General features: G+C 69.8%; 12 protein-coding genes and 3 pseudogenes. 8 read left to right on the top strand and 7 right to left on the bottom strand.

From position 1 onward, the window contains the following. Positions 1-34: 34 nt before the first annotated feature. The 3 genes and pseudogenes from bcp to aroA all read right to left on the bottom strand — a co-directional run bounded on the left by bcp (position 35) and on the right by aroA (position 2,942). Complete coding sequence (gene bcp, locus FGL15_RS01805) at positions 35-514, bottom strand: thioredoxin-dependent thiol peroxidase (protein ID WP_064295245.1); 480 nt, start codon at positions 512-514, stop codon at positions 35-37. Between the two features lie 13 nt (positions 515-527). Continuing rightward, positions 528-1,588 (bottom strand): annotated as a pseudogene (gene rsgA, locus FGL15_RS01800) (ribosome small subunit-dependent GTPase A). A 4-nt stretch (positions 1,589-1,592) separates the two neighbouring features. After that, positions 1,593-2,942 (bottom strand): 3-phosphoshikimate 1-carboxyvinyltransferase, encoded by a 1,350-nt coding sequence (gene aroA / locus FGL15_RS01795; RefSeq protein ID WP_138944721.1) that lies wholly within the window; start codon positions 2,940-2,942, stop codon positions 1,593-1,595. Between the two features lie 43 nt (positions 2,943-2,985). Here aroA and FGL15_RS01790 point away from each other — a divergent pair, with 43 nt between their 5' ends. Beyond that, the gene (locus tag FGL15_RS01790) at positions 2,986-3,675 is read left to right on the top strand and encodes a sigma-70 family RNA polymerase sigma factor (RefSeq protein ID WP_079707243.1); all 690 of its coding nucleotides are present in this window, start codon (positions 2,986-2,988) and stop codon (positions 3,673-3,675) included. Further along, positions 3,672-3,923: a zf-HC2 domain-containing protein gene (locus FGL15_RS01785; protein WP_079707242.1), complete on the top strand. Its 252-nt coding sequence runs from the start codon at positions 3,672-3,674 to the stop codon at positions 3,921-3,923. Before FGL15_RS01790 ends, FGL15_RS01785 begins: the two co-directional genes overlap by 4 nt. 16 nt (positions 3,924-3,939) lie before the next feature. On the opposite strand, the gene FGL15_RS01780 is transcribed toward FGL15_RS01785, so the two are convergent. Further along, positions 3,940-5,643: a sodium:proton antiporter gene (locus tag FGL15_RS01780; RefSeq protein WP_085513347.1), complete on the bottom strand. Its 1,704-nt coding sequence runs from the start codon at positions 5,641-5,643 to the stop codon at positions 3,940-3,942. A gap of 139 nt (positions 5,644-5,782) precedes the next feature. Further along, on the bottom strand, positions 5,783-9,550 hold the full coding sequence (locus FGL15_RS01775) for a multifunctional oxoglutarate decarboxylase/oxoglutarate dehydrogenase thiamine pyrophosphate-binding subunit/dihydrolipoyllysine-residue succinyltransferase subunit (RefSeq protein WP_205858668.1): 3,768 nt from the start codon (positions 9,548-9,550) through the stop codon (positions 5,783-5,785). Positions 9,551-9,684: 134 nt separating this feature from the next. On the opposite strand from FGL15_RS01775, the gene FGL15_RS01770 reads away from it, so the two are divergent. Then, positions 9,685-11,124 (top strand): GuaB1 family IMP dehydrogenase-related protein, encoded by a 1,440-nt coding sequence (locus FGL15_RS01770; RefSeq protein WP_138944719.1) that lies wholly within the window; start codon positions 9,685-9,687, stop codon positions 11,122-11,124. A 48-nt stretch (positions 11,125-11,172) separates the two neighbouring features. Beyond that, on the top strand, positions 11,173-11,472 hold the full coding sequence (locus FGL15_RS01765; protein WP_138944718.1) for a hypothetical protein: 300 nt from the start codon (positions 11,173-11,175) through the stop codon (positions 11,470-11,472). A 15-nt stretch (positions 11,473-11,487) separates the two neighbouring features. Here the strand turns inward: FGL15_RS01765 and FGL15_RS21185 are convergent. After that, positions 11,488-12,332 (bottom strand): annotated as a pseudogene (locus FGL15_RS21185) (LysR substrate-binding domain-containing protein). Between the two features lie 203 nt (positions 12,333-12,535). Here FGL15_RS21185 and FGL15_RS01755 point away from each other — a divergent pair. The 3 genes and pseudogenes from FGL15_RS01755 to FGL15_RS01745 all read left to right on the top strand — a co-directional run bounded on the left by FGL15_RS01755 (position 12,536) and on the right by FGL15_RS01745 (position 16,362). Next, positions 12,536-13,849, top strand: coding sequence for an MFS transporter (locus tag FGL15_RS01755; RefSeq protein WP_138947167.1), 1,314 nt, complete (start codon positions 12,536-12,538; stop codon positions 13,847-13,849). A 148-nt stretch (positions 13,850-13,997) separates the two neighbouring features. Next, on the top strand, positions 13,998-15,317 hold the full coding sequence (locus tag FGL15_RS01750) for a hemolysin family protein (protein ID WP_138944717.1): 1,320 nt from the start codon (positions 13,998-14,000) through the stop codon (positions 15,315-15,317). After that, positions 15,314-16,362, top strand: a pseudogene (locus FGL15_RS01745) (hemolysin family protein). Before FGL15_RS01750 ends, FGL15_RS01745 begins: the two are co-directional and overlap by 4 nt. Positions 16,363-16,437: 75 nt before the next feature. On the opposite strand, the gene FGL15_RS01740 reads toward FGL15_RS01745, so the two are convergent. Continuing rightward, entirely contained in the window at positions 16,438-17,514 is a 1,077-nt protein-coding gene (locus tag FGL15_RS01740; protein WP_138944716.1) for an NADH:flavin oxidoreductase/NADH oxidase, read from the bottom strand. Positions 17,515-17,654: 140 nt separating this feature from the next. On the opposite strand from FGL15_RS01740, the gene FGL15_RS01735 reads away from it, so the two are divergent. After that, positions 17,655-18,518 (top strand): ADP/ATP-dependent (S)-NAD(P)H-hydrate dehydratase, encoded by an 864-nt coding sequence (locus tag FGL15_RS01735; protein ID WP_138944715.1) that lies wholly within the window; start codon positions 17,655-17,657, stop codon positions 18,516-18,518. Positions 18,519-18,536 lie beyond the last annotated feature (18 nt).

Below are 18,536 nucleotides of genomic sequence, written 5' to 3'. Positions count from 1 at the left end.
GACGCGTCGGTCGTGATGGTCCAGCAGCGACGCGTCAGGCGTCGAGGCCGAGGGCCTTGCGGAGGCTCTTCACGTGGCCGGTGGCCTTGACGTTGTACCGGGCGAGGGTGAGGGTGCCCGTCTCGTCGATGACGAACGTCGAGCGGAGGACCCCCGTGACGATGCGTCCGTACGAGTTCTTCTCACCGTAGGCTCCGTACGCCTGGTGGACCGTCAGCTCCGGGTCGCTGAGGAGCGGGAACGTGAGCCCGTCCTCCTCCTGGAAGGCCTTGAGCTTCTCGACGGAGTCCTTCGAGACGCCGAGCACCACGTACCCGGCACCGCCGAGCGATGCGAGGTTGTCGCGGAAGTCGCACGCCTGGGTGGTGCAGCCGGGCGTCATCGCGGCGGGGTAGAAGTAGAGGATCACCCGTCGTCCGGCGAAGTCGGACAGGGACACGCTGGTGCCGTCCTGGTCGGTGAGGGTGAACGCGGGGGCCGGGTCGCCGGCGGACAGACGGAGGGGTTCAGGCATACCCCAAGCCTAGTCAGGAGTACTGGTCGGCTTTGATCGTCGCGAAGGTCCCCAGCAGCCGCTGGAGCGAGTCGAGGCGTGCGGGGCCGTTCTCTCCGAGCCGTCCCTCGGCGACGGCCTCGATGATCGCGCAGTCGGGGGCGTCGGGCAGATGGGTGCAGCCGCGTGGGCACTCGAGCGCGATCTCGGCGAGGTCGGTGAACGACTTCAGGATGTTGGCGGTGTCGACGTGTCCGAGACCGAACGAGCGGACGCCCGGGGTGTCGATGACCCACCCGGATCCTCCGGGCGCCTCGATGCGCAGCGAGACGGTCGACGAGGAGGTGTGGCGGCCACGCCCGGTGACGACGTTCACATGCCCTGTGGCGCGCTCAGCGGTCGGGACGAGGGCGTTCACGAGGGTGGACTTGCCGACGCCCGAGTGGCCGACGAAGACCGTGTCATGGCCGATGAGGGCCTCGGTGATCTCGGCCAGGGGACGTCGTCCTCCCGGCTGCGGAACACGCGCAGGCCGAGCCCGGCGAAGTTCGCGAGGAACTCGTCGGGGTCCTGGAGGTCCGTCTTCGTGATGCAGAGGATCGGGGTGATCCCCGCGTCGTAGGCGGCGACGAGGTAGCGGTCGACGAGGCGGGCCCGTGGTTCGGGGTTCGCCGCAGCCACGACGATGAGCATCTGATCGGCGTTGGCGACGACGACGCGCTCCATGGCGTCGGTGTCGTCGCCACTCCGGCGGAGCAGCGTCGTGCGCGGCACGATCCGCACGATGCGCGACAGCGTGCCCTCGGCACCCGAGGTGTCGCCGACGACATCGACCCGGTCGCCTGTCACGATGGCCTGCTTGCGGAGTTCACGAGCGCGTGTCGACGTCAGGACGCGCTCCTCGGGCGTGCCTTCGTCGAGGAGCACGGTGTAGCGACCGCGGTCGACCGCGAGGACGCGGGCGGTCAGCGCATCGAGGTGCTCGGGCCGCGTCTTCGTCCGTGGGCGGTTCGCCTTCGGGTTCGGCCGCATCCTGATGCTCGACTCGTCGAGTTCCGGCTCGTCGTCGTCGACGCCGTCGTCCCACCAGCTCATCGGCTCAGCCCCCGAGCATCGCGTGCCACAGTTCGGTGAACTGTGGGAGCGTCTTCGCGGTCGTGGCGACGTTCTCGATGGTGACCCCGGGCACGACGAGACCGAGGATCGCTCCCGTGGTCGCCATGCGGTGGTCGTGGTAGCTCGACCACTCGCCGCCGTGGAGGGGGCGCGGCTCGATGCGGAGACCGTCCGGCAGCTCCGTGACAGCACCACCGAGCTTGTTGATCTCCGTCGCGAGGGCCGCGAGGCGGTCGGTCTCGTGGTGACGGATGTGCCCGATGCCTGTGATGGTCGACGGTCCGTCCGCGAGTGCCGCGAGCGCGGTGAGGGCGGGCGCGAGCTCACCGCCGGTGGTCAGGTCGAGGTCGACCGCGGTGATCCGCTCGCCGCCGGTGACGGTGAGGCGATCGCCGTCCAGGGTGACCGTCGCGCCGAAGCGGGGCAGGAGGTCCGCCAGGTCGGCACCGACCTGGGTGGTGGAGGTGGGCCAGCCGCGGAGCGTGACGCTTCCGCCGGTGACGAGCGCCGCTGCGAGGAACGGTGCGGCGTTGGAGAGGTCGGGCTCGAGGTCGACGTCGAGCGCGGCGATCGTGCCGGGGGCGACGACCCACTCACCGACGGAGGGCTGTTCCACGGTGACCCCGCGGGCCGCGAGGGCTGCGATGGTCATCTCGATGTGCGGCAGGCTCGGCAGACGCTCGCCCTCGTGGACGAGGTGGAGGCCCTGCTCGAAGCGGGCTGCGGCCAGCAGGAGGCCGGACACGAACTGGCTCGACGACGACGCGTCGATCGTGAGCTTGCCACCCGTCACCGTGCCCGTGCCGTGCACCGTGAAGGGGAGCGCCTTCCGGCCGTCGTCGCTGATGTCGACGCCGAGCGCCTGGAGCGAGCCGATCATGGTGGCCATCGGCCGGTTCCTGGCCGAAGGGTCGGCGTCGAACACGGTCGGCCCGAGCGCGAGGGCGGCCAGCGGCGGGACGAACCGCATGACGGTGCCGGCGAGCCCGCACTCGACGGTCGTGCTGCCGAACAGCTCGCCCGGCGTGACGAGCCAGTCCTTGCCGAACGCGCCCGACGCCGGTCGCTCGACGATGGTGGTCCCGAGTGCGCGCAGCGCCTCGACCATGTTGGCGCTGTCCATCGAGTGGAGCGGGGCGCGCAGGAGGGAGGGCCCGTCGGCCAGAGCGGCCAGGACGAGCTCGCGGTTCGTGAGCGACTTCGAGCCCGGGAGCGAGACGGTCGCATCGACCGGACCGCCCGCGACGGGCGCCGGCCAGGCTGCGTCGTCGTGCTCGGGCTCGGCATCGCCGTACACGTCGAAATCTGGTGCGGAATACGGATTGGTCAACATTGGTTCCAACAGTAGTCGGGGTCGAGAGCAGAAGGAGGAGCGGATGTCCACAGCGGTACTGGAACGACCGGTGACGGAGGCCGATCACGGCCGTCTGGCGCTGGCCGTAGACTGGCCGGTGATGACCTCCGTCGACCCAGAAGCCCTTCCGGCCGAGCCGGACCCCCGATCACTGTTCGAAGCACAGGCACTGCCGTTCATCGATCAGTTGTACGGCGCTGCCATGCGCATGACGAAGAACCCGTCGGACGCTCAGGACCTCGTCCAGGAGACGTTCGTGAAGGCCTTCGCCGCGTTCGCGCAGTTCGAACAGGGCACCAACCTCAAGGCGTGGCTCTACCGCATCCTCACGAACACGTACATCAACACGTATCGGAAGAAGCAGCGCGAGCCGTACCAGGGCACCATCGACGACCTCGAGGACTGGCAGTTGGGCGGCGCCGAGTCGATCAGCGCCACCTCCAGCCGCTCCGCCGAGGCCGAAGCGATCGATCACCTGCCGGACAGCGACGTGAAGAACGCGTTGCAGGCCATCCCGGAGGACTTCCGCCTCGCGGTGTACCTCGCCGACGTGGAGGGCTTCGCCTACCAGGAGATCGCCGACATCATGAAAACGCCCATCGGGACCGTGATGAGTCGTCTGCACCGTGGCCGACGACTCCTGCGCGACCTGTTGGCCGACTACGCCGAGTCCCGGGGGTTCACCGTGACGAAGCAGGGGAGCAAGAAATGAGCGACTGCGGCTGCGACAAGGCCAAGAAGGACCTCGAGGAGTACCTCCGTCACGAGGTGTGCACGACCGAAGCGGCCGACATCCGCGAGCACCTCGCGAACTGCCCGGAGTGTCAGAACGAGGCGCTCGTCGCCCAGACCCTGACCGAGGCCGTGCAGCGGGCGTGCAAGGAGACGGCACCCGAAGACCTGAAGAACCAGGTCCTGGCGTCGCTGCGGGCCACCCAGGCCACCCACGAGAGCGCCTGACGACGGACCGACCGCATCAGCCGGCGCCGTCGAGGCGTGACTCCTCGACGTCCAGCATCCGCTGCGCCTTCGCCAGCACCTCGGAGGAGTAGCTGCCGGTCGCCCGCGCATCGAGGAGCGCATCGCGTTCGGCGTCGAGCACTCGGCGTCGCAGCTGTCGGAACTGCTCGTGCGGACCCACGCCGGCATCGGTGCGTTCCGCCGCCGACTCGACGCGGATGAGGCTGCTCGTGCGTACCCGGTCGACGACCGCGGAGTCGAACGGCTCCCCGCCGTCCGTTCGCAGCTGCGGGTCGTCGAGGGCGGCCACACCGACGGTCGAGATCTCCTCGACGAGCCCGGCCAGTTCCGCCATCGCCGCCTGCTCGTCCGTCCCGCCGACCCGGGTCAGCCGGATGACGAGCGGGAGGGAACCGCCCTGGAGCAGGAGGGTGACGATCGCGACCGTGAACGCGATGAGCACCAACTCCGCCCGATACGGGGTGTCGAGCGGGAGCGACTGCGCGGCGGCGATCGTGACGACGCCGCGCATCCCCGCCCAGGCGAGCACCGCGCCACCCCGCCACCCGAGTCCCTCGCGTTGCAGGAAGTCCAGGTCGGCGCTCCGCCGGGCGATCGACCTCGAGAAGGCGGCCTTGCGCTTGGCCGAACGCGCGTTCTCCGTCGGATGCTCCTCGAGGCGTGCGGAGACCTGCTCCAGTCTCGGCCGCCGGGCAAGGGCCTCCCGTTCGTCGCGTCGCAACGACCAGACGAGGACGCCGACGAACACGATGCGGACGACGATGAGGGTGATGGCGGTCAGCAACCCGAGGCCGATCGACGACCAGATGCCGAGGTCGTCCTGCTCCACCTGCGAGACGATGGCCTCGAGCTCGAGCCCCATGAGCAGGAACACCCCGTTCTCGAGGAGGAACTGCGTCGTCCGCCAGTTGATGCGCTCGCTGATGCGGTCCTGGGCGGTGAAGTACTTGGCGCTCTGATGCCCGGTGTACAGTCCGGCGACGACGACCGACAGGACGCCCGATGCGTGGAAGTGCTCGGCGGGCAGATACGCGATGAACGGCACGGCGAAGGAGATGACCGTCGTCAGGACGGGGTCGCCCAAGCGGGACCGGATCCGGACCGTGATGAACCCGACGACGATCCCGATCGCGATCGCGAGCGCCACGGCGTAGGCGAAGTCGCCCAGGACGCCCCACAACGAGACCGTGCCGGCGGTCGCGGCGATGGCGGAGCGCAGGAGGACGAGGGCCGAGGCGTCGTTCACGAGGCTCTCGCCCTCGAGGACGCTCACGAGGCGCGACGGCATGCCCAGCCGCTTGCCGATGGAGGTCGCGGCGACCGCGTCGGTCGGGCTGACGACGGCGCCGAGGGCGATGCCGGCGGCCAGGCTCAGGTCGGGGAGGATCGTCGACAGGATCCAGCCGATGAGGACCGACGACACGACGACGAGGACGACCGAGAGCCCGGAGATCGCTTTGAGGTTGCGGCGGAAGTCGACCAGGGGCACGTTGACGGCGGCCGAATAGAGGAGCGGTGGCAGCACGCCGGCGAGGATCCACTCCGGCTTGACCTCGACGTCCGGCACGAACGGCAGATAGCTGAGGGCGAGCCCGACCAGGACGAGGATGAGCGGGGCTGCCACGCGCAGCTTGTTCGCGAAGCGGGCCACCGCGACGATGGTCACCACCGCGACGACGGCGAGGAATGCGAAGTCCATGGCGTCAGCCTATTGGCGGTGGCTCACCGCCCACTCACGGATCGCTGTCGCCGTGCTGACCACCCGCGTCCGGACGACGACGCAGACGACGACGACCGCCTGTCGGAACAGGCGGTCGTCGTCGGTCGTGCTGCTGGGGTCAGAGCGCCAGCGCGGTGCGGAGGAGCTCCGCCTGCTCGGCGGCGTGACGCTTCGCCGAACCCGTGGCTGGGGATGCGGACGCGGTGCGCGACACGTTGCGGATCGTCCGACCCTCGAGGTGCTTGGCAGCCTCCAGGCAGATGAACGGCCACGCGCCCTGGTTCTCCGGCTCGTCCTGGACCCACACCAGTTCGGCGTTCGGGTACTGCGCGACCACGGCGTTCAGCTCTGCCACCGGGACCGGGTAGAACTGCTCGACGCGGACGAGGGCGATCTCGTCGTTCGGCTGCTTCTGCAGCTCGCTGAGGAGGTCGTAGTGGATCTTCCCGGAGTGCAGGAGCACCCGCTTGACCGCGGCCTTGTCGGTGATCCGTGCGTCGTCGATCACCGGCTCGAAGCGGCCGGAGGTGAAGTCAGCCACCGGGCTGGTCGCGCCACGCAGACGCAGCATCGCCTTCGGGGTGAAGACCACGAGCGGCCGACGCGGGCGGGCGTACGCCTGGCGACGCAGCAGGTGGAAGTACGACGCGGGGGTCGACGGCCGTGCGACGGTCATGTTGTCCTCGGCGCAGAGCTGCAGGAACCGCTCGATCCGCGCGGACGAGTGGTCGGGGCCCTGGCCCTCGTAGCCGTGGGGGAGGAGGAGCGTGACACTCGACCGCTGCGACCACTTCTGCTCGGCGGAGGAGATGAACTCGTCGATGATCGTCTGCGCGCCGTTGGTGAAGTCGCCGAACTGCGCCTCCCACAACACGAGCGCGTCGGCGCGTTCGACCGAGTAGCCGTACTCGAAGCCCATGACCGCGTACTCGCTGAGGAGCGAGTCGTAGATCCAGAAGCGGGCCTGGTTGTCGCTGAGGTTCGCGAGCGGCAACCACTCCTGGCCGTTGACCCGGTCGTGGAGGACGGCGTGGCGCTGCACGAAGGTGCCGCGGCGGGAGTCCTGTCCGGACATCCGCACCGGGGTGCCCTCGATGAGCACCGAGCCGAGCGCGAGCAGTTCTCCGAAGCCCCAGTCGATGTTGCCGTTGCGGCTCATGTCGAGTCGCTTCTCGAGGAGCTGCTGCACCTTCGGGTGCACGGTGAACCCGGCGGGCTTGTTGTTGAACGCGTCGCCGATGAGCTGCACGACGCCCTCGGAGACGCCGGTCGTCTCGAGTTCGCCGGAGTAGCCGTCCTCGTCGAGGACCTCGGTCGGGATCGGCGTCGGCGAGGTCTGCTCGGCGTGCGTCTCCATGAAGGCGCGTTCGAGGCGGTCCTGGAAGTCGCGGTGCGCGGCCTCGTACTCCTCCTCGGTGATGTCGCCACGCCCGACGAGCGCCTCGGTGTAGAGCTTGCGGACGGAGCGCTTCGCCTCGATGAGGCTGTACATGAGCGGCTGCGTCATCGACGGGTCGTCGCCCTCGTTGTGGCCGCGTCGGCGGTAGCACACGAGGTCGATGACGACGTCGCGCTTGAACTCCTGGCGGTACTCGAAGGCGAGCTCCGCGACCCGCACGACGGCCTCGGGGTCGTCGCCGTTCACGTGGAAGATCGGCGCCTGGATGGTCTTCGCGACGTCGGTGTTGTAGATGGAGGAGCGGCCCTCGCCAGGAGGCGTGGTGAAGCCGACCTGGTTGTTGATGACGACGTGGACCGTGCCGCCCGTGCGGTAGCCGCGCAGCTGGGACAGCTGCATCGTCTCGAGGACGACGCCCTGACCGGCCATCGCCGCGTCGCCGTGGATGAGGATCGGGAGGGTGCCGAACGCGCCGATCGGCCCGCGGTCCTGCTTCGCGCGGACGATGCCCTCGAGCACGCCGTTGACGGCCTCGAGGTGCGAGGGGTTCGCTGCCAGGTAGACCGGGATCTCGCGGCCGTCCTCGGCCTTGAAGGTGCCCTCGGTGCCGAGGTGGTACTTCACGTCGCCGGAACCGTGGCTCGCAGGGTCCTGCGTTCCCTCGAACTCGCGGAAGATCTGACCGTACGTCTTGCCGGCGATGTTCGTGAGGACGTTGAGGCGGCCGCGGTGGGCCATGCCGATCGCGACCTCGTCGAGCTGGGCCTGCGACGCACCCTGGAGGATGGTGTCGAGGAGGGCGATGGTGGACTCGCCGCCCTCGAGGCTGAAGCGCTTCTGGCCGACGTACTTCGTCTGCAGGAAGGTCTCGAAGGCCTCGGCCTCGTTGAGCTTGCCGAGGATGCGCATCTGCTCGTCGTGCGTCGGCTTCTCGTACTTCCGCTCGACCTTGCTCTGGATCCACTTGCGCTGCGCGGGGTCCTGGATGTGCATGTACTCGATGCCCGTGGTGCGGCAGTACGAGTCGCGGAGGACGCCGAGGATGTCGCGCAGCTTGGCCGTGCGGGCCGAGCCGAAGGCGCCCGTGACGAACTCGCGGTCGAGGTCCCAGAAGGTCAGGCCGTGGGTCTCGATCTCGAGGTCGGGGTGCGAGCGCTGCACGTACTCGAGTGGGTCGATGTCGGCCATGAGGTGGCCGCGGACGCGGAACGCGTTGATGAGCTCCTGGACGCGGGCGGTCTTGTCGACGGCGTCGGCGAGGTCGACGCTGATGTCGGGCGACCAGTGGATCGGGTCGTACGGGATGCGGAGCGCGGCGAAGATGTCCTGGTAGAAGCTGCGGCTGCCGATGAGCAGCTCGTGGACGACCTTGAGGAACTCGCCCGAGCCGGCACCCTGGATGACGCGGTGGTCGTAGGTGCTCGTGAGCGTGATCGTCTTGCCGATAGCCAGCTCGTTGAGCGTGCGCTCGGAGGCGCCCTGGAACTCGGCCGGGTACTCGAGGGCGCCGGCGCCGATGATGCAGCCCTGGCCCTTCATGAGGCGGGGGACCGAGTGCACGGTCCCGATGCCACCGGGGTTCGTGAGCGAGATCGTGACGCCCTGGAAGTCGGCGCCGGTGAGCTTGCCCTTGCGGGCGCGGGTCACGAGGTCCTCGTAGGCCGAGAGGTACTCGTTGAAGGTGAGGGTGTCGGCGCGCTTGATGCCCGGCACCATGAGGGCGCGGGAGCCGTCGGGCTTCGGGAGGTCGATGGCGATGCCGAGGTTGATGTGCGCCGGGGCGACGACCGTGGGCTTGCCGTCGGTCTCCTCGTAGTAGACGTTCTGGCTCGGGAAGTCCTTCAACGCCTGGATGAGGGCCCAGCCGATGAGGTGGGTGAAGCTGACCTTGCCGCCTCTGGCGCGCTTCAGGTGGTTGTTGATGACGATGCGGTTGTCGATCATCAGCTTCGCCGGGATGGTGCGCACGCTCGTCGCGGTCGGGACCGTCAGGCTCGCGTCCATGTTGGTGGCGAGCGACTTGGCCATGCCCTTCAGCACGGTGACCTTGTCGACGTCCTCCGGAGCGGGTTCGGTCTGGTCGCTCTTCGGCTGCTGGACCTGGTTCGGGCTCGTCATCGGGGCGTCGGCCGGGATCGGGGCCGGCTTCGCCTGGACCGAGGTGGTGCGGGCGACCGGCTGTGCGCCGATGACCTGGATCGGGGCCGTCGGCGGGTTGACCCGGGCCGCCTCGTCCGCCGCCGCGGGGGCGGGGGCCGACGCCGTGGTGCCGGCGGTTGCCGCACCGTCGTCCGACTGGCCGCCCGTCGTTCCCTGGGCTGCGCCGTTCACCGGCCGGTAGTGCTCGAGGATCGGCCACCAGGAGCGGTCCACGGAATCCTTGTCGACGAGGTACTGCTCGTACATCTCGTCGACGAGCCATTCATTGGCTCCGAATTCGTTCGTTGCGCCGTCATCGGCGCCCACTCCGGTCATCTGGCTCGACACCGTCGATCGCCCACTCTCTCCGTTGAATTCTCACTGTTTGCAGGCAGGGAACATGCCCGCACGATCCAGTCATCAAGCCTAAACCCATTCCGTCGTCGGTGCGGCTCGGACGCCCGTCGGGATACGGTGTTCTCATGCGGTTCATCGGTGAGATTCCCAGCCACGACCTGACGTACTCGGACGTGTTCCTCGTCCCCAGCCGCTCCGGGATCACGAGTCGACTCGACGTCGACCTGGCTCCGGACGACGGCACCGGCGCCACGATCCCGATCGTCTCCGCCAACATGAACTCCGTCACCGGGCCACGCCTCGCGGCGGCACTGGCACGACGCGGCGGACTCGGCGTCCTGCCGCAGGACATGCCGCTCCAGGAGCTCGACGCGGCGATCCGCTGGGTCAAGGAGCAGCCGGTCGCCTTCGACACCCCGCTGATCATGCGCGCCGATCAGACCGCGGCGGACGCCCTGCGCCTCATCCCCGCGGTCGCCGGTCACGGCATCGTGCTCCACGACGAGCGCGACGCCTTCGCCGGCTGCATCCCGGCCGCACGTCTCGCCACGGCGCTGCCCGACGCACGGCTCGGCGACCTCGCTCACGGGTCGCTCGCCTCGATCGACGCCGATGACGTGACCGGTGGCCGGGCCGCGTTCGACCTCATGGTCGCCGCCGACCTCGAGTTCGCGCCCGTGCTGCACCACGGCGCCGTCGTCGGCACCCTCAGCCGGACGAGCGCGCTCCGGTCGACCATCTACACGCCGGCGCTCGACGCGTCGGGCCGACTGCGGGTCGCCGCGGCGATCGGCATCAACGGCGACGTCGCCGTGAAGGCGCAGGCGCTCGCCGCCGCCGGGGTGGACGTCCTCGTGATCGACACCGCCCACGGGCACCAGGAGGGCATGCTCCGGGCGATCGCGGCCGTCCGTGCCCTCGGTCTCGGCCTCCCGATCGTCGCCGGCAACGTCGTGTCCGCCGTCGCGGTGCAGGACCTCGTCGACGCCGGTGCCGACATCCTCAAGGTCGGTGTCGGACCCGGTGCGATGTGCACCACGCGGATGATGACGGCGGTCGGACGTCCGCAGTTCTCGGCCGTCCTCGAGACGGCCGCGACCGCCCGCGCACTCGGCGCGAAGGTCTGGGCGGACGGTGGCGTCCGCTACCCGCGCGACGTGGCCCTCGCCCTCGCGGCCGGTGCGTCCTCGGTCATGATCGGTTCCTGGTTCGCCGGCACGATCGAAGCCCCCGGTGAGCTGCAGCGCGCCGCCGACGGGTCGCTCTACAAGGAGAGCTGGGGCATGGCGTCGACCAAGGCCGTGCACGAGCGCTTCGGCCGACTCGATCCCTTCGAACTCGCGCGGAAGACGCTCTTCGCCGAGGGCATCTCGTCCTCCCGCATCACGATCGACCCGCTCCGGCCCTCGGTCGAGGACCTCCTCGACATGATCACCGCCGGTGTGCGCTCGTCGTTCACCTATGCGGGTGCCGACTCGGTCCCCGGCTTCCACGAGCGCGCCATCGTCGGCGTCCAGTCGGCCGCCGGGTACGAGGAGGGCAAGGCGCTGCCCGTCTCCTGGTGAGACGGGGTGCTGGTGCGGCACGCACGACCGCGGTGGGATGATGGGCCCATGGTGGTGAACGGTGGGACGCACGGGTTCGGTGTCGGCATGCAGGTCCTCGTGCTCGTGGACCCGGGATCCGATCCCTCGACGGGGGAGCGTGCCTCCGGGGTCATCGTCGCGCCCGGCCGCCAGCGTGCCGCGGCGTTCGTCTCGGTGTGGACCGAGCAGCTGACGACGTGGATCGTCGAGTTCGACGAACCCTTCACCGCGCCCGACGGCAGCGGCCCGCACGAATCGGCCGAGGTCCGCGAGACCTACCTCATCCCGGCGCCGTTCGCCGAGGAGTCGGAGTCCGTCGACGCCTGACCGCCGTGTGCCCGCTCAGGCGAGCGACCGGTCCATGATGGCCGAGGAGAGCGCCTCCACCGGGCCGGCCGCCGCCAGCGGGTTCGCGAGCAGGGTGAAGTCGACGCCGCCCAGGGGCGGGAGTTCCAGCCGGTTGCTCAGCATGACGAGGTCGCTCGGGATCAGGCTTCGTGGGAATACCGCGACACCGAGCCCGGCCCGTACCGCCGCGAGGACGCCGTTCACCTCCCGCGTACTGCAGGTGATCCGCCAGGTGCGCCCGGCGGCTTCCAGGGCGTCGATCGCCAGCTGCCGGGAGAGACTCGGGTCCTGGTAGGCGATGAGGGGACGGGCTGGCCCGGTTCGATCGTGGTCTTCTCGAGACCGACCCAGACCATCGAGTCGGTCCGCACGAGCTTGCCCTCGTTCTGACCGGGGTGCATCTTGATGAAGATGAGGTCGAGGGCGCCCGCCTTCAGCCGTCGGTAGAGCGGCCCGCTCTGGTTCACGGTGAGTTCGAGGTTCAGCTGCGGGTGACCCTGACGGAAGTGCCGCAGGATCCGGGGGAGCTGGGTCATCGCGAGGTCGTCGGCGGCCCCGAAGCGGAGGCGACCGCTCATCGCCGACCCGGTGAAGTAGCTCTCCGCCGAGGCGTGTGCAGCGAGGATGGTCCGCGCGAACCCGGCCATCGCATCACCGTTGTCGGTCAGGCGGACCGCCCTCGTGTCCCGGACGACGAGCCACCGGCCGGCGGCCTCCTCGAGCCGTCGGATCTGCTGACTGACCGTCGGCTGGCTCAACCCGAGCTGCGCGGCGGCGCGCGTGAAGTTCTTCGTCTCGGCGACGGCCAGGAAGGTGCGCAGCAGTGCGGGGTCGAACATGCGTGAGCCGATCATTCGGGAATCGAATAGGACTGATAGGGATCATCCTGCTCGGAAATGGCCGCGTCGGCAATAGCGTGGACGGGAGCCGACGGCCTCCGCGGCTCCACCCATACGACACGCACTCGACATACGAAACGCTGGCTCTCTCCGTGACCCCTCCATCCGACACCGCCGTCGCTCCGCCGCCGCCCACCGCCCCCATGCCGATCGTGGGGGAGCGCCCCGCCTGGCGGGACACCTTCTCCTCGCTCCGCGTCCCGAACTTCCGACTCTTCACGATCGGACACATCGTCGCGACGACCGCGATCGGGATGCAGCGCATCGCGCAGGACTGGCTCGTCCTCGAGCTCTCCGGCAGCGTCGCCGCCGTCGGGATCACGGTCGCGATGCAGTTCGCGCCCATGCTGCTGTTCGGACTGCTCGGCGGCGTGATCGCGGACCGCTACTCCAAGCGCGTGCTGCTCATGATCACCCAGTCGCTCGCCGCCGTCCTCGCGGTCGCCCTGTCGATCCTGACACTCAGCGGCGCGGTCGAGGTGTGGCACATCTACGTCATCGCCTTCGTGCTCGGCCTCGTCACCGTCGTCGACAACCCCGCGAGACAGGTGTTCGTGAACGAGCTGGTGGGGCCGGCGAGACTGCGGAACGCCATCAGCCTCAACTCCGCCGTCTTCCAGCTCGGCCAGCTCGTCGGTCCGGCCGTCGGCGGTGTCCTCATCACCGCCGTCGGTTCCGGGTGGTCCTTCGCGATCAACGCCCTCGCCTGCTCCGGCGTCGTGCTCACCCTGGCGCTCATGCGTGTCTCGGAACTCGTCCCGACCCCGGTCGTCGCGAAGGCGAAGGGCCAGCTCAAGGAGGGACTCGGGTACGCCATGCGGAAGCCGGCCATCCGCTGGACGGTCATCATGGTCGCGTTCATGTCGGTGTTCGCCTTCAACCTGCCGGTCCTGCTCGCCGCCTACGCCTCGGACGTCTTCGACATCGGCGCGAGCGGCTACGGGTTCCTCAACGCCCTCGTCGCCGTCGGCGCGCTCACCGGGGCGCTCGCGTCGACGAGGCGCGGGGGTGTGGACCTGCGCATCGTGATCGTCGCGGCGGCGGCGGTCGGCGTCCTGCAGGCGGCCGCCGGGGCGATGCCCGTGCTCCTCCCGTTCGCCCTCCTACTCGTCGCGGGCGGGGTCGCGAACCTCCTCTTCATCACGGCGGCGAACTCCCTCGTCCAACTGTCGTCCAACATGGCGATCCGCGGCCGGGTGATGTCGCTGTACATCCTCGTGCTGCTCGGCGGTCAGGCGATCGGCGGTCCGCTCATGGGCTGGCTCGTCGAGGTCGCCGGGGCGCATGTGGGCATGATCGTCTCGGGCGGGGTCCCGGCGCTCGCCGCGGCGTGCATCGGCGTGCGGTTCCTCCTCCTGCGGCGTCGGAAGCGTCGCGCGGCCGAGCAGCGCCAGCGTCTCGCAGAGGCTGAGAAGAACCCCGGAAATCCGGGGTCCACAGCCGCGGATGTCCGATAGACTCGTCCGCACAATGGACGACCCTCCTTCAGACAGATCCCCGGCCACCATCCCAGCCCCGTGCTGACCCGATCACGGGAGACGACCGCCCGCCCGGGCGACGGAACCCACACTCCGGCATCGCCCGCTCAGCACGGACGGGATCGTCATGTCTGAGTGGATCATGCTCGGCGTCGGGCTCGTACTGACCATCGGGACGGGGTTCTTCGTCGCCTCCGAGTTTGCGCTCGTGAACCTCGACCGCGCCGACCTCGAGGCCCGCCGCGACCGTGGCGAGAGCCGCCTGACGATGACGATCGCAGCGCTCAAGATCACCTCGACGCACCTGTCGAGCGCGCAGCTCGGGATCACCCTGACCACCCTCCTCACCGGTTACACCATGGAGCCGGCGCTGTCGTCGATGCTCGCCGGCCCGCTCGGCTCCATCGGGATCCCCGAGGGCGTCGTGGCCGTCGTGGCGACGATCGTCGCGATCACCCTCGCCACGCTGCTCAGCATGATCATCGGTGAGCTCGTCCCCAAGAACTTCGCGCTCGCGTTGCCCCGACAGACGGCCAAGTTCGTGGTCCCGTTCCAGACGGCCTTCACCTGGGTGTTCAAGCCCGCCATCGTCGTCCTCAACGGCAGCGCCAACGGCCTGCTGCGGTCGATGGGCATCGAGCCCAAGGAGGAGCTGTCGGGAGCCCGGACGGCCGAGGAGCTGTCGTCGCTCGTGCGTCGATCGGCGCTCGAGGGCACACTCGAGGCCGACACCGCGACCCTGCTCAACCGCACGCTCCGCTTCTCGAGCCACGATGCGTCGGACGTCATGACGCCGCGGCCGCGCATCGCGTCGATCCAGCGTGGCGAACCCGCCCAGGCGGTGCTCGCCCTGGCGAGGTCGACCGGCCACTCGCGCTTCCCGGTCACCGATGCCGACGTCGACGACATCACCGGTGTCGTGCACGTGAAGCAGGCCATCGCGGTCCCGCGCGACCGACGCGGCGAGGTGCCCGTCTCGGCCCTGCAGTCGCCGGCCCTGCGCGTGCCCGAGACGATGAAGCTGGACGTGCTGCTCTCGCAGCTGCGCGGACGCGGATACCAGATGGCCGTCGTGGTCGACGAGTACGGCGGCACCGCCGGCGTGACCACCCTCGAGGACCTCGTCGAGGAACTCGTGGGCGAGGTCGCCGACGAGCACGACCGTTCGCGTGCCGGGGTGGTCCGCGGACGCGACTCCACGACCTTCCCGGGCAGCCTCCGTCCCGACGAGCTCCTCGAGCGCGCCGGCGTGCGCGTCCCCGAGGACGGTCCGTACGAGACGGTCGCGGGCTACGTCATGAGCGAGCTCGGACGACTCGCGGTCTCGGGTGACGAACTCGAGCTCGAGGACGGCACGCTCCGCGTCGAGCGACTCGACGGCCGACGGATCGACCGGATCCGATTCACCCCGAGACCGGTCGTGTCGGAGGACGGTGGTGACGCATGAGCGACTGGGCAGGAATCGCCTGGCTCGTGGTGCTGCTGCTCGCGAACGCCTTCTTCGTCGGTGCCGAGTTCGCGGTCATCTCCGCGCGACGGTCGCAGATCGAACCCCTCGCCGAACAGGGGAGCCGGAGCGCGAAGACCGCGCTGTGGGCCATGGAACACGCCACGCTCATGTTGGCGACGAGTCAGTTGGGCATCACCGTCTGCTCGCTACTCATCCTGAACGTCTCCGAGCCGGCGATCCACCACCTGCTGGAGGTGCCGTTGGCACTCACCGGCTGGCCCGAGGAGACCATCGGTACGGTGGCGTTCATCATCGCGCTGCTGCTCGTCTCCTACCTCCACGTGGTCTTCGGCGAGATGGTCCCGAAGAACCTCTCCTTCTCGATCCCGGATCGTGCGGTCCTGCTGCTCGCTCCGCCGCTCGTCTTCGTGGCGCGCGTCTTCCGTCCGATCATCGTGTCCCTCAACGCGACCGCGAACGCCGTCCTCCGTCTGTTCCGGGTGGAGCCGAAGAACGAGGCTGCCAGTGCCTTCACGCTCGACGAGGTGGCGACCATCGTCGACCAGTCCACCCGCGAGGGTGTGCTCACCGACTCGACGGGTGCGCTCGTGGCGGCGTTCGAGTTCACCGAGAAGAAGGTCCACGACGTGGCCCTGCCGCTCGGGAGCCTCATCACGCTGACGGAGGAGGCCACCCCTCGGACGTGGAGCGCGCCGTCGCCAAGTACGGCTACTCCCGCTACGTGATCGTCGACGACGAGTCGGTGCCGATCGGCTACCTGCACCTGAAGGACGTCCTGCGGTACGACGACCTCGACGGCAGTGGCGACGAGGAGCGGCCGGTGCCCGCGAAGCACATCAGGCAGCTCGTGTCGGTGTTCGAGGATTCGGACGTCGAAGACGCGTTGACCACGATGCGTCGCTCGGGAGCACACGTCGCCCGGGTGTTCGACGAAGCGGGCGCCACCACCGGGGTCCTCTTCCTCGAGGACATCATCGAGGAGCTCGTCGGCGAGGTCCAGGACGCCACCCGGCGTCGCTGATCGGACGCCGGAGCACGGACACGACGACGGCCCGCACGCGATCGCGTGCGGGCCGTCGTCGTGTCGGGGTCGCGCTCAGGCGCGCGGCTTGGCCCGCTCGTACTGGCCCGGCCAGGCCACCTCCACACCGAGCTCGGTGGCGGCGCGCAACGCGAAGTGCGGATCACGGAGCGCCTCGCGGGCGACCATGACCGCCTCCGCCTGCCCGTCGGCGACGATGGCCGCGGCCTGCTGGGCGTCGGTGATGAGCCCGACGGCGCTCGTGTCGACACCCGTCGAACCGATGTGCGCCGCGAACGGGACCTGGTACCCGGGGGAGAGCGGGATGCGGACGCCGCCGACGGCTCCACCGGTGGAGATGTCGAAGAAGTCGGCCCCGCGCTCGGCGCACCAGGCGGCGACGGTCGCGGTCTGGTGTTCGTCCCATCCGTCGTCCACCCAGTCCGTGGCCGAGAACCGGACGAACAACGGGAGACCGGCCGGGAGGACCTCGCGCACCGCCTCGACGACCCGCAGGAGGAGCTTGGCCCGGTTCTCGAGGGAGCCACCGTAGCCGTCCTCGCGGTGGTTGACGAGCGGGGAGAGGAACTGGTGCAGCAGGTAGCCGTGCGCCGCGTGGAGTTCGATCACCTGGAAGCCGGCGTCGACCGACCGGACGGCCGCCGCCCGGAAGTCGTCGACGACGCGGTCGATGCCCTCGTCGTCGAGGGCCTCCGGAACCGCGTAGCCCGGGAAGGCCTCGGGCGACGGAGCGACGGTCGACCAGCCGCCCTCCTCGATCGGCACGCTGCCGTCTCCGACGGCGCCCCAGGGGGCGAACGTGGAGGCCTTCCGGCCGGCGTGCGCGAGCTGGATGCCGGGAACGGAACCCTGCTCGGTGATGAACGCGGTGATCCGTCGCCAGGCGTCGCGCTGTCCGTCGTTCCAGATGCCGGCGTCCTGGGGCGAGATCCGGCCCTCGGGGCTGATCGCCGCCGCCTCGGAGATGACGAGGCCGAAGCCGCCCGCCGCGAACTGGCCCAGGTGCATGAGATGCCAGTCGGTCGGGACGCCGTCCTGGGCGGCGACGCTGTACTGGCACATCGGGGCGATCCACAGGCGGTTGGGGATGGTGAGGTCGCGGATGGTGATCGGATCGAACAGCTGGGGCACGGAACTCCTCGGGTCTCGGGGCGACGGTCGTCGCCACCCGGCCCAACGTCCCCGGATGCGTTCGGATTCCCGCCCCCGGGATGACCGACGATCGACGGCTCAGCGTCAGTCCGCCGCGACGACTGGCCTAGGGTGATGGCATGGCCGAACCGCGACTCTGGACCCCTGCCGACGCACGCGACTGGATCGCCGTGCCCGACGCCGACTCGGACAAGTACTCCCGAGGCGTCCTCGGGGTCGTGACCGGGTCCGACCGCTACCCGGGTGCCGCCGTCATCGGTGTCGAGGCGGCGATCCGCACCGGTGTCGGCATGGTCCGCTACCTCGGCGCGGACCGACCGGCGAACCTCGTGCTGCAGCGCCGCCCCGAGATCGTGACGGCGGAGGGACGTGTGCAGGCCTGGCTCATCGGCTCCGGCATGGACCCCGGCAAGCTGACCCGCGAGGAGAGCTCCCTGCTCGACGCCGCTCTGCATGGAGGCGAGCCGGTCGTCGCCGATGCCGGGTCGCTCCGTCGCGTCGCCGCGGGTGCCCACCAGCGGGCGTTCGGTGTCGACGAGTCGTGGCGCATCGTGGCCACACCCCACGTCGGTGAACTGGCGACCATGTTGAGCGGCCTGGGGAGCCCGGCCGAGGTCGGGGCCATCCGTGCCGACCCGGTGTCGTACGCGGCCGACGTCGCCGCCCGCCTCGGCATCGTCGTGGTGCTGAAGGGCGGCACGACCCACGTGGTCGCGCCGGACGGTGACGCCATCACGGTCTCCGGCGGATCGCCGTGGCTCGCGACCGCCGGCACCGGTGACGCCCTCGCCGGGATCATCGGCGCGCTCGTCGCGACGAACGCCGAGCGCGTGCTCGCCGACCCCGGCTGCCTGGCGAGCGTGGCCGCCAGCGGGGTGCTCCTGCATGCGGCTGCAGGGGATGCCGCGGCAGCCGAGGGCCCGCTGGCCGCGCTCGACGTCGCCGAAGCGGTGCGCGGTGTCGTCGGTGGTCTCCTGCGCTGAACGATCGTTCATCGGCGG

Origin of the sequence: Plantibacter sp. M259 (assembly GCF_006065115.1) — a bacterium.
Lineage (GTDB): Bacteria > Actinomycetota > Actinomycetes > Actinomycetales > Microbacteriaceae > Plantibacter > Plantibacter auratus.
The sequence above is the reverse complement of the archived record's forward strand: the minus strand, read 5'-3'. Positions and strand labels throughout refer to the sequence as shown.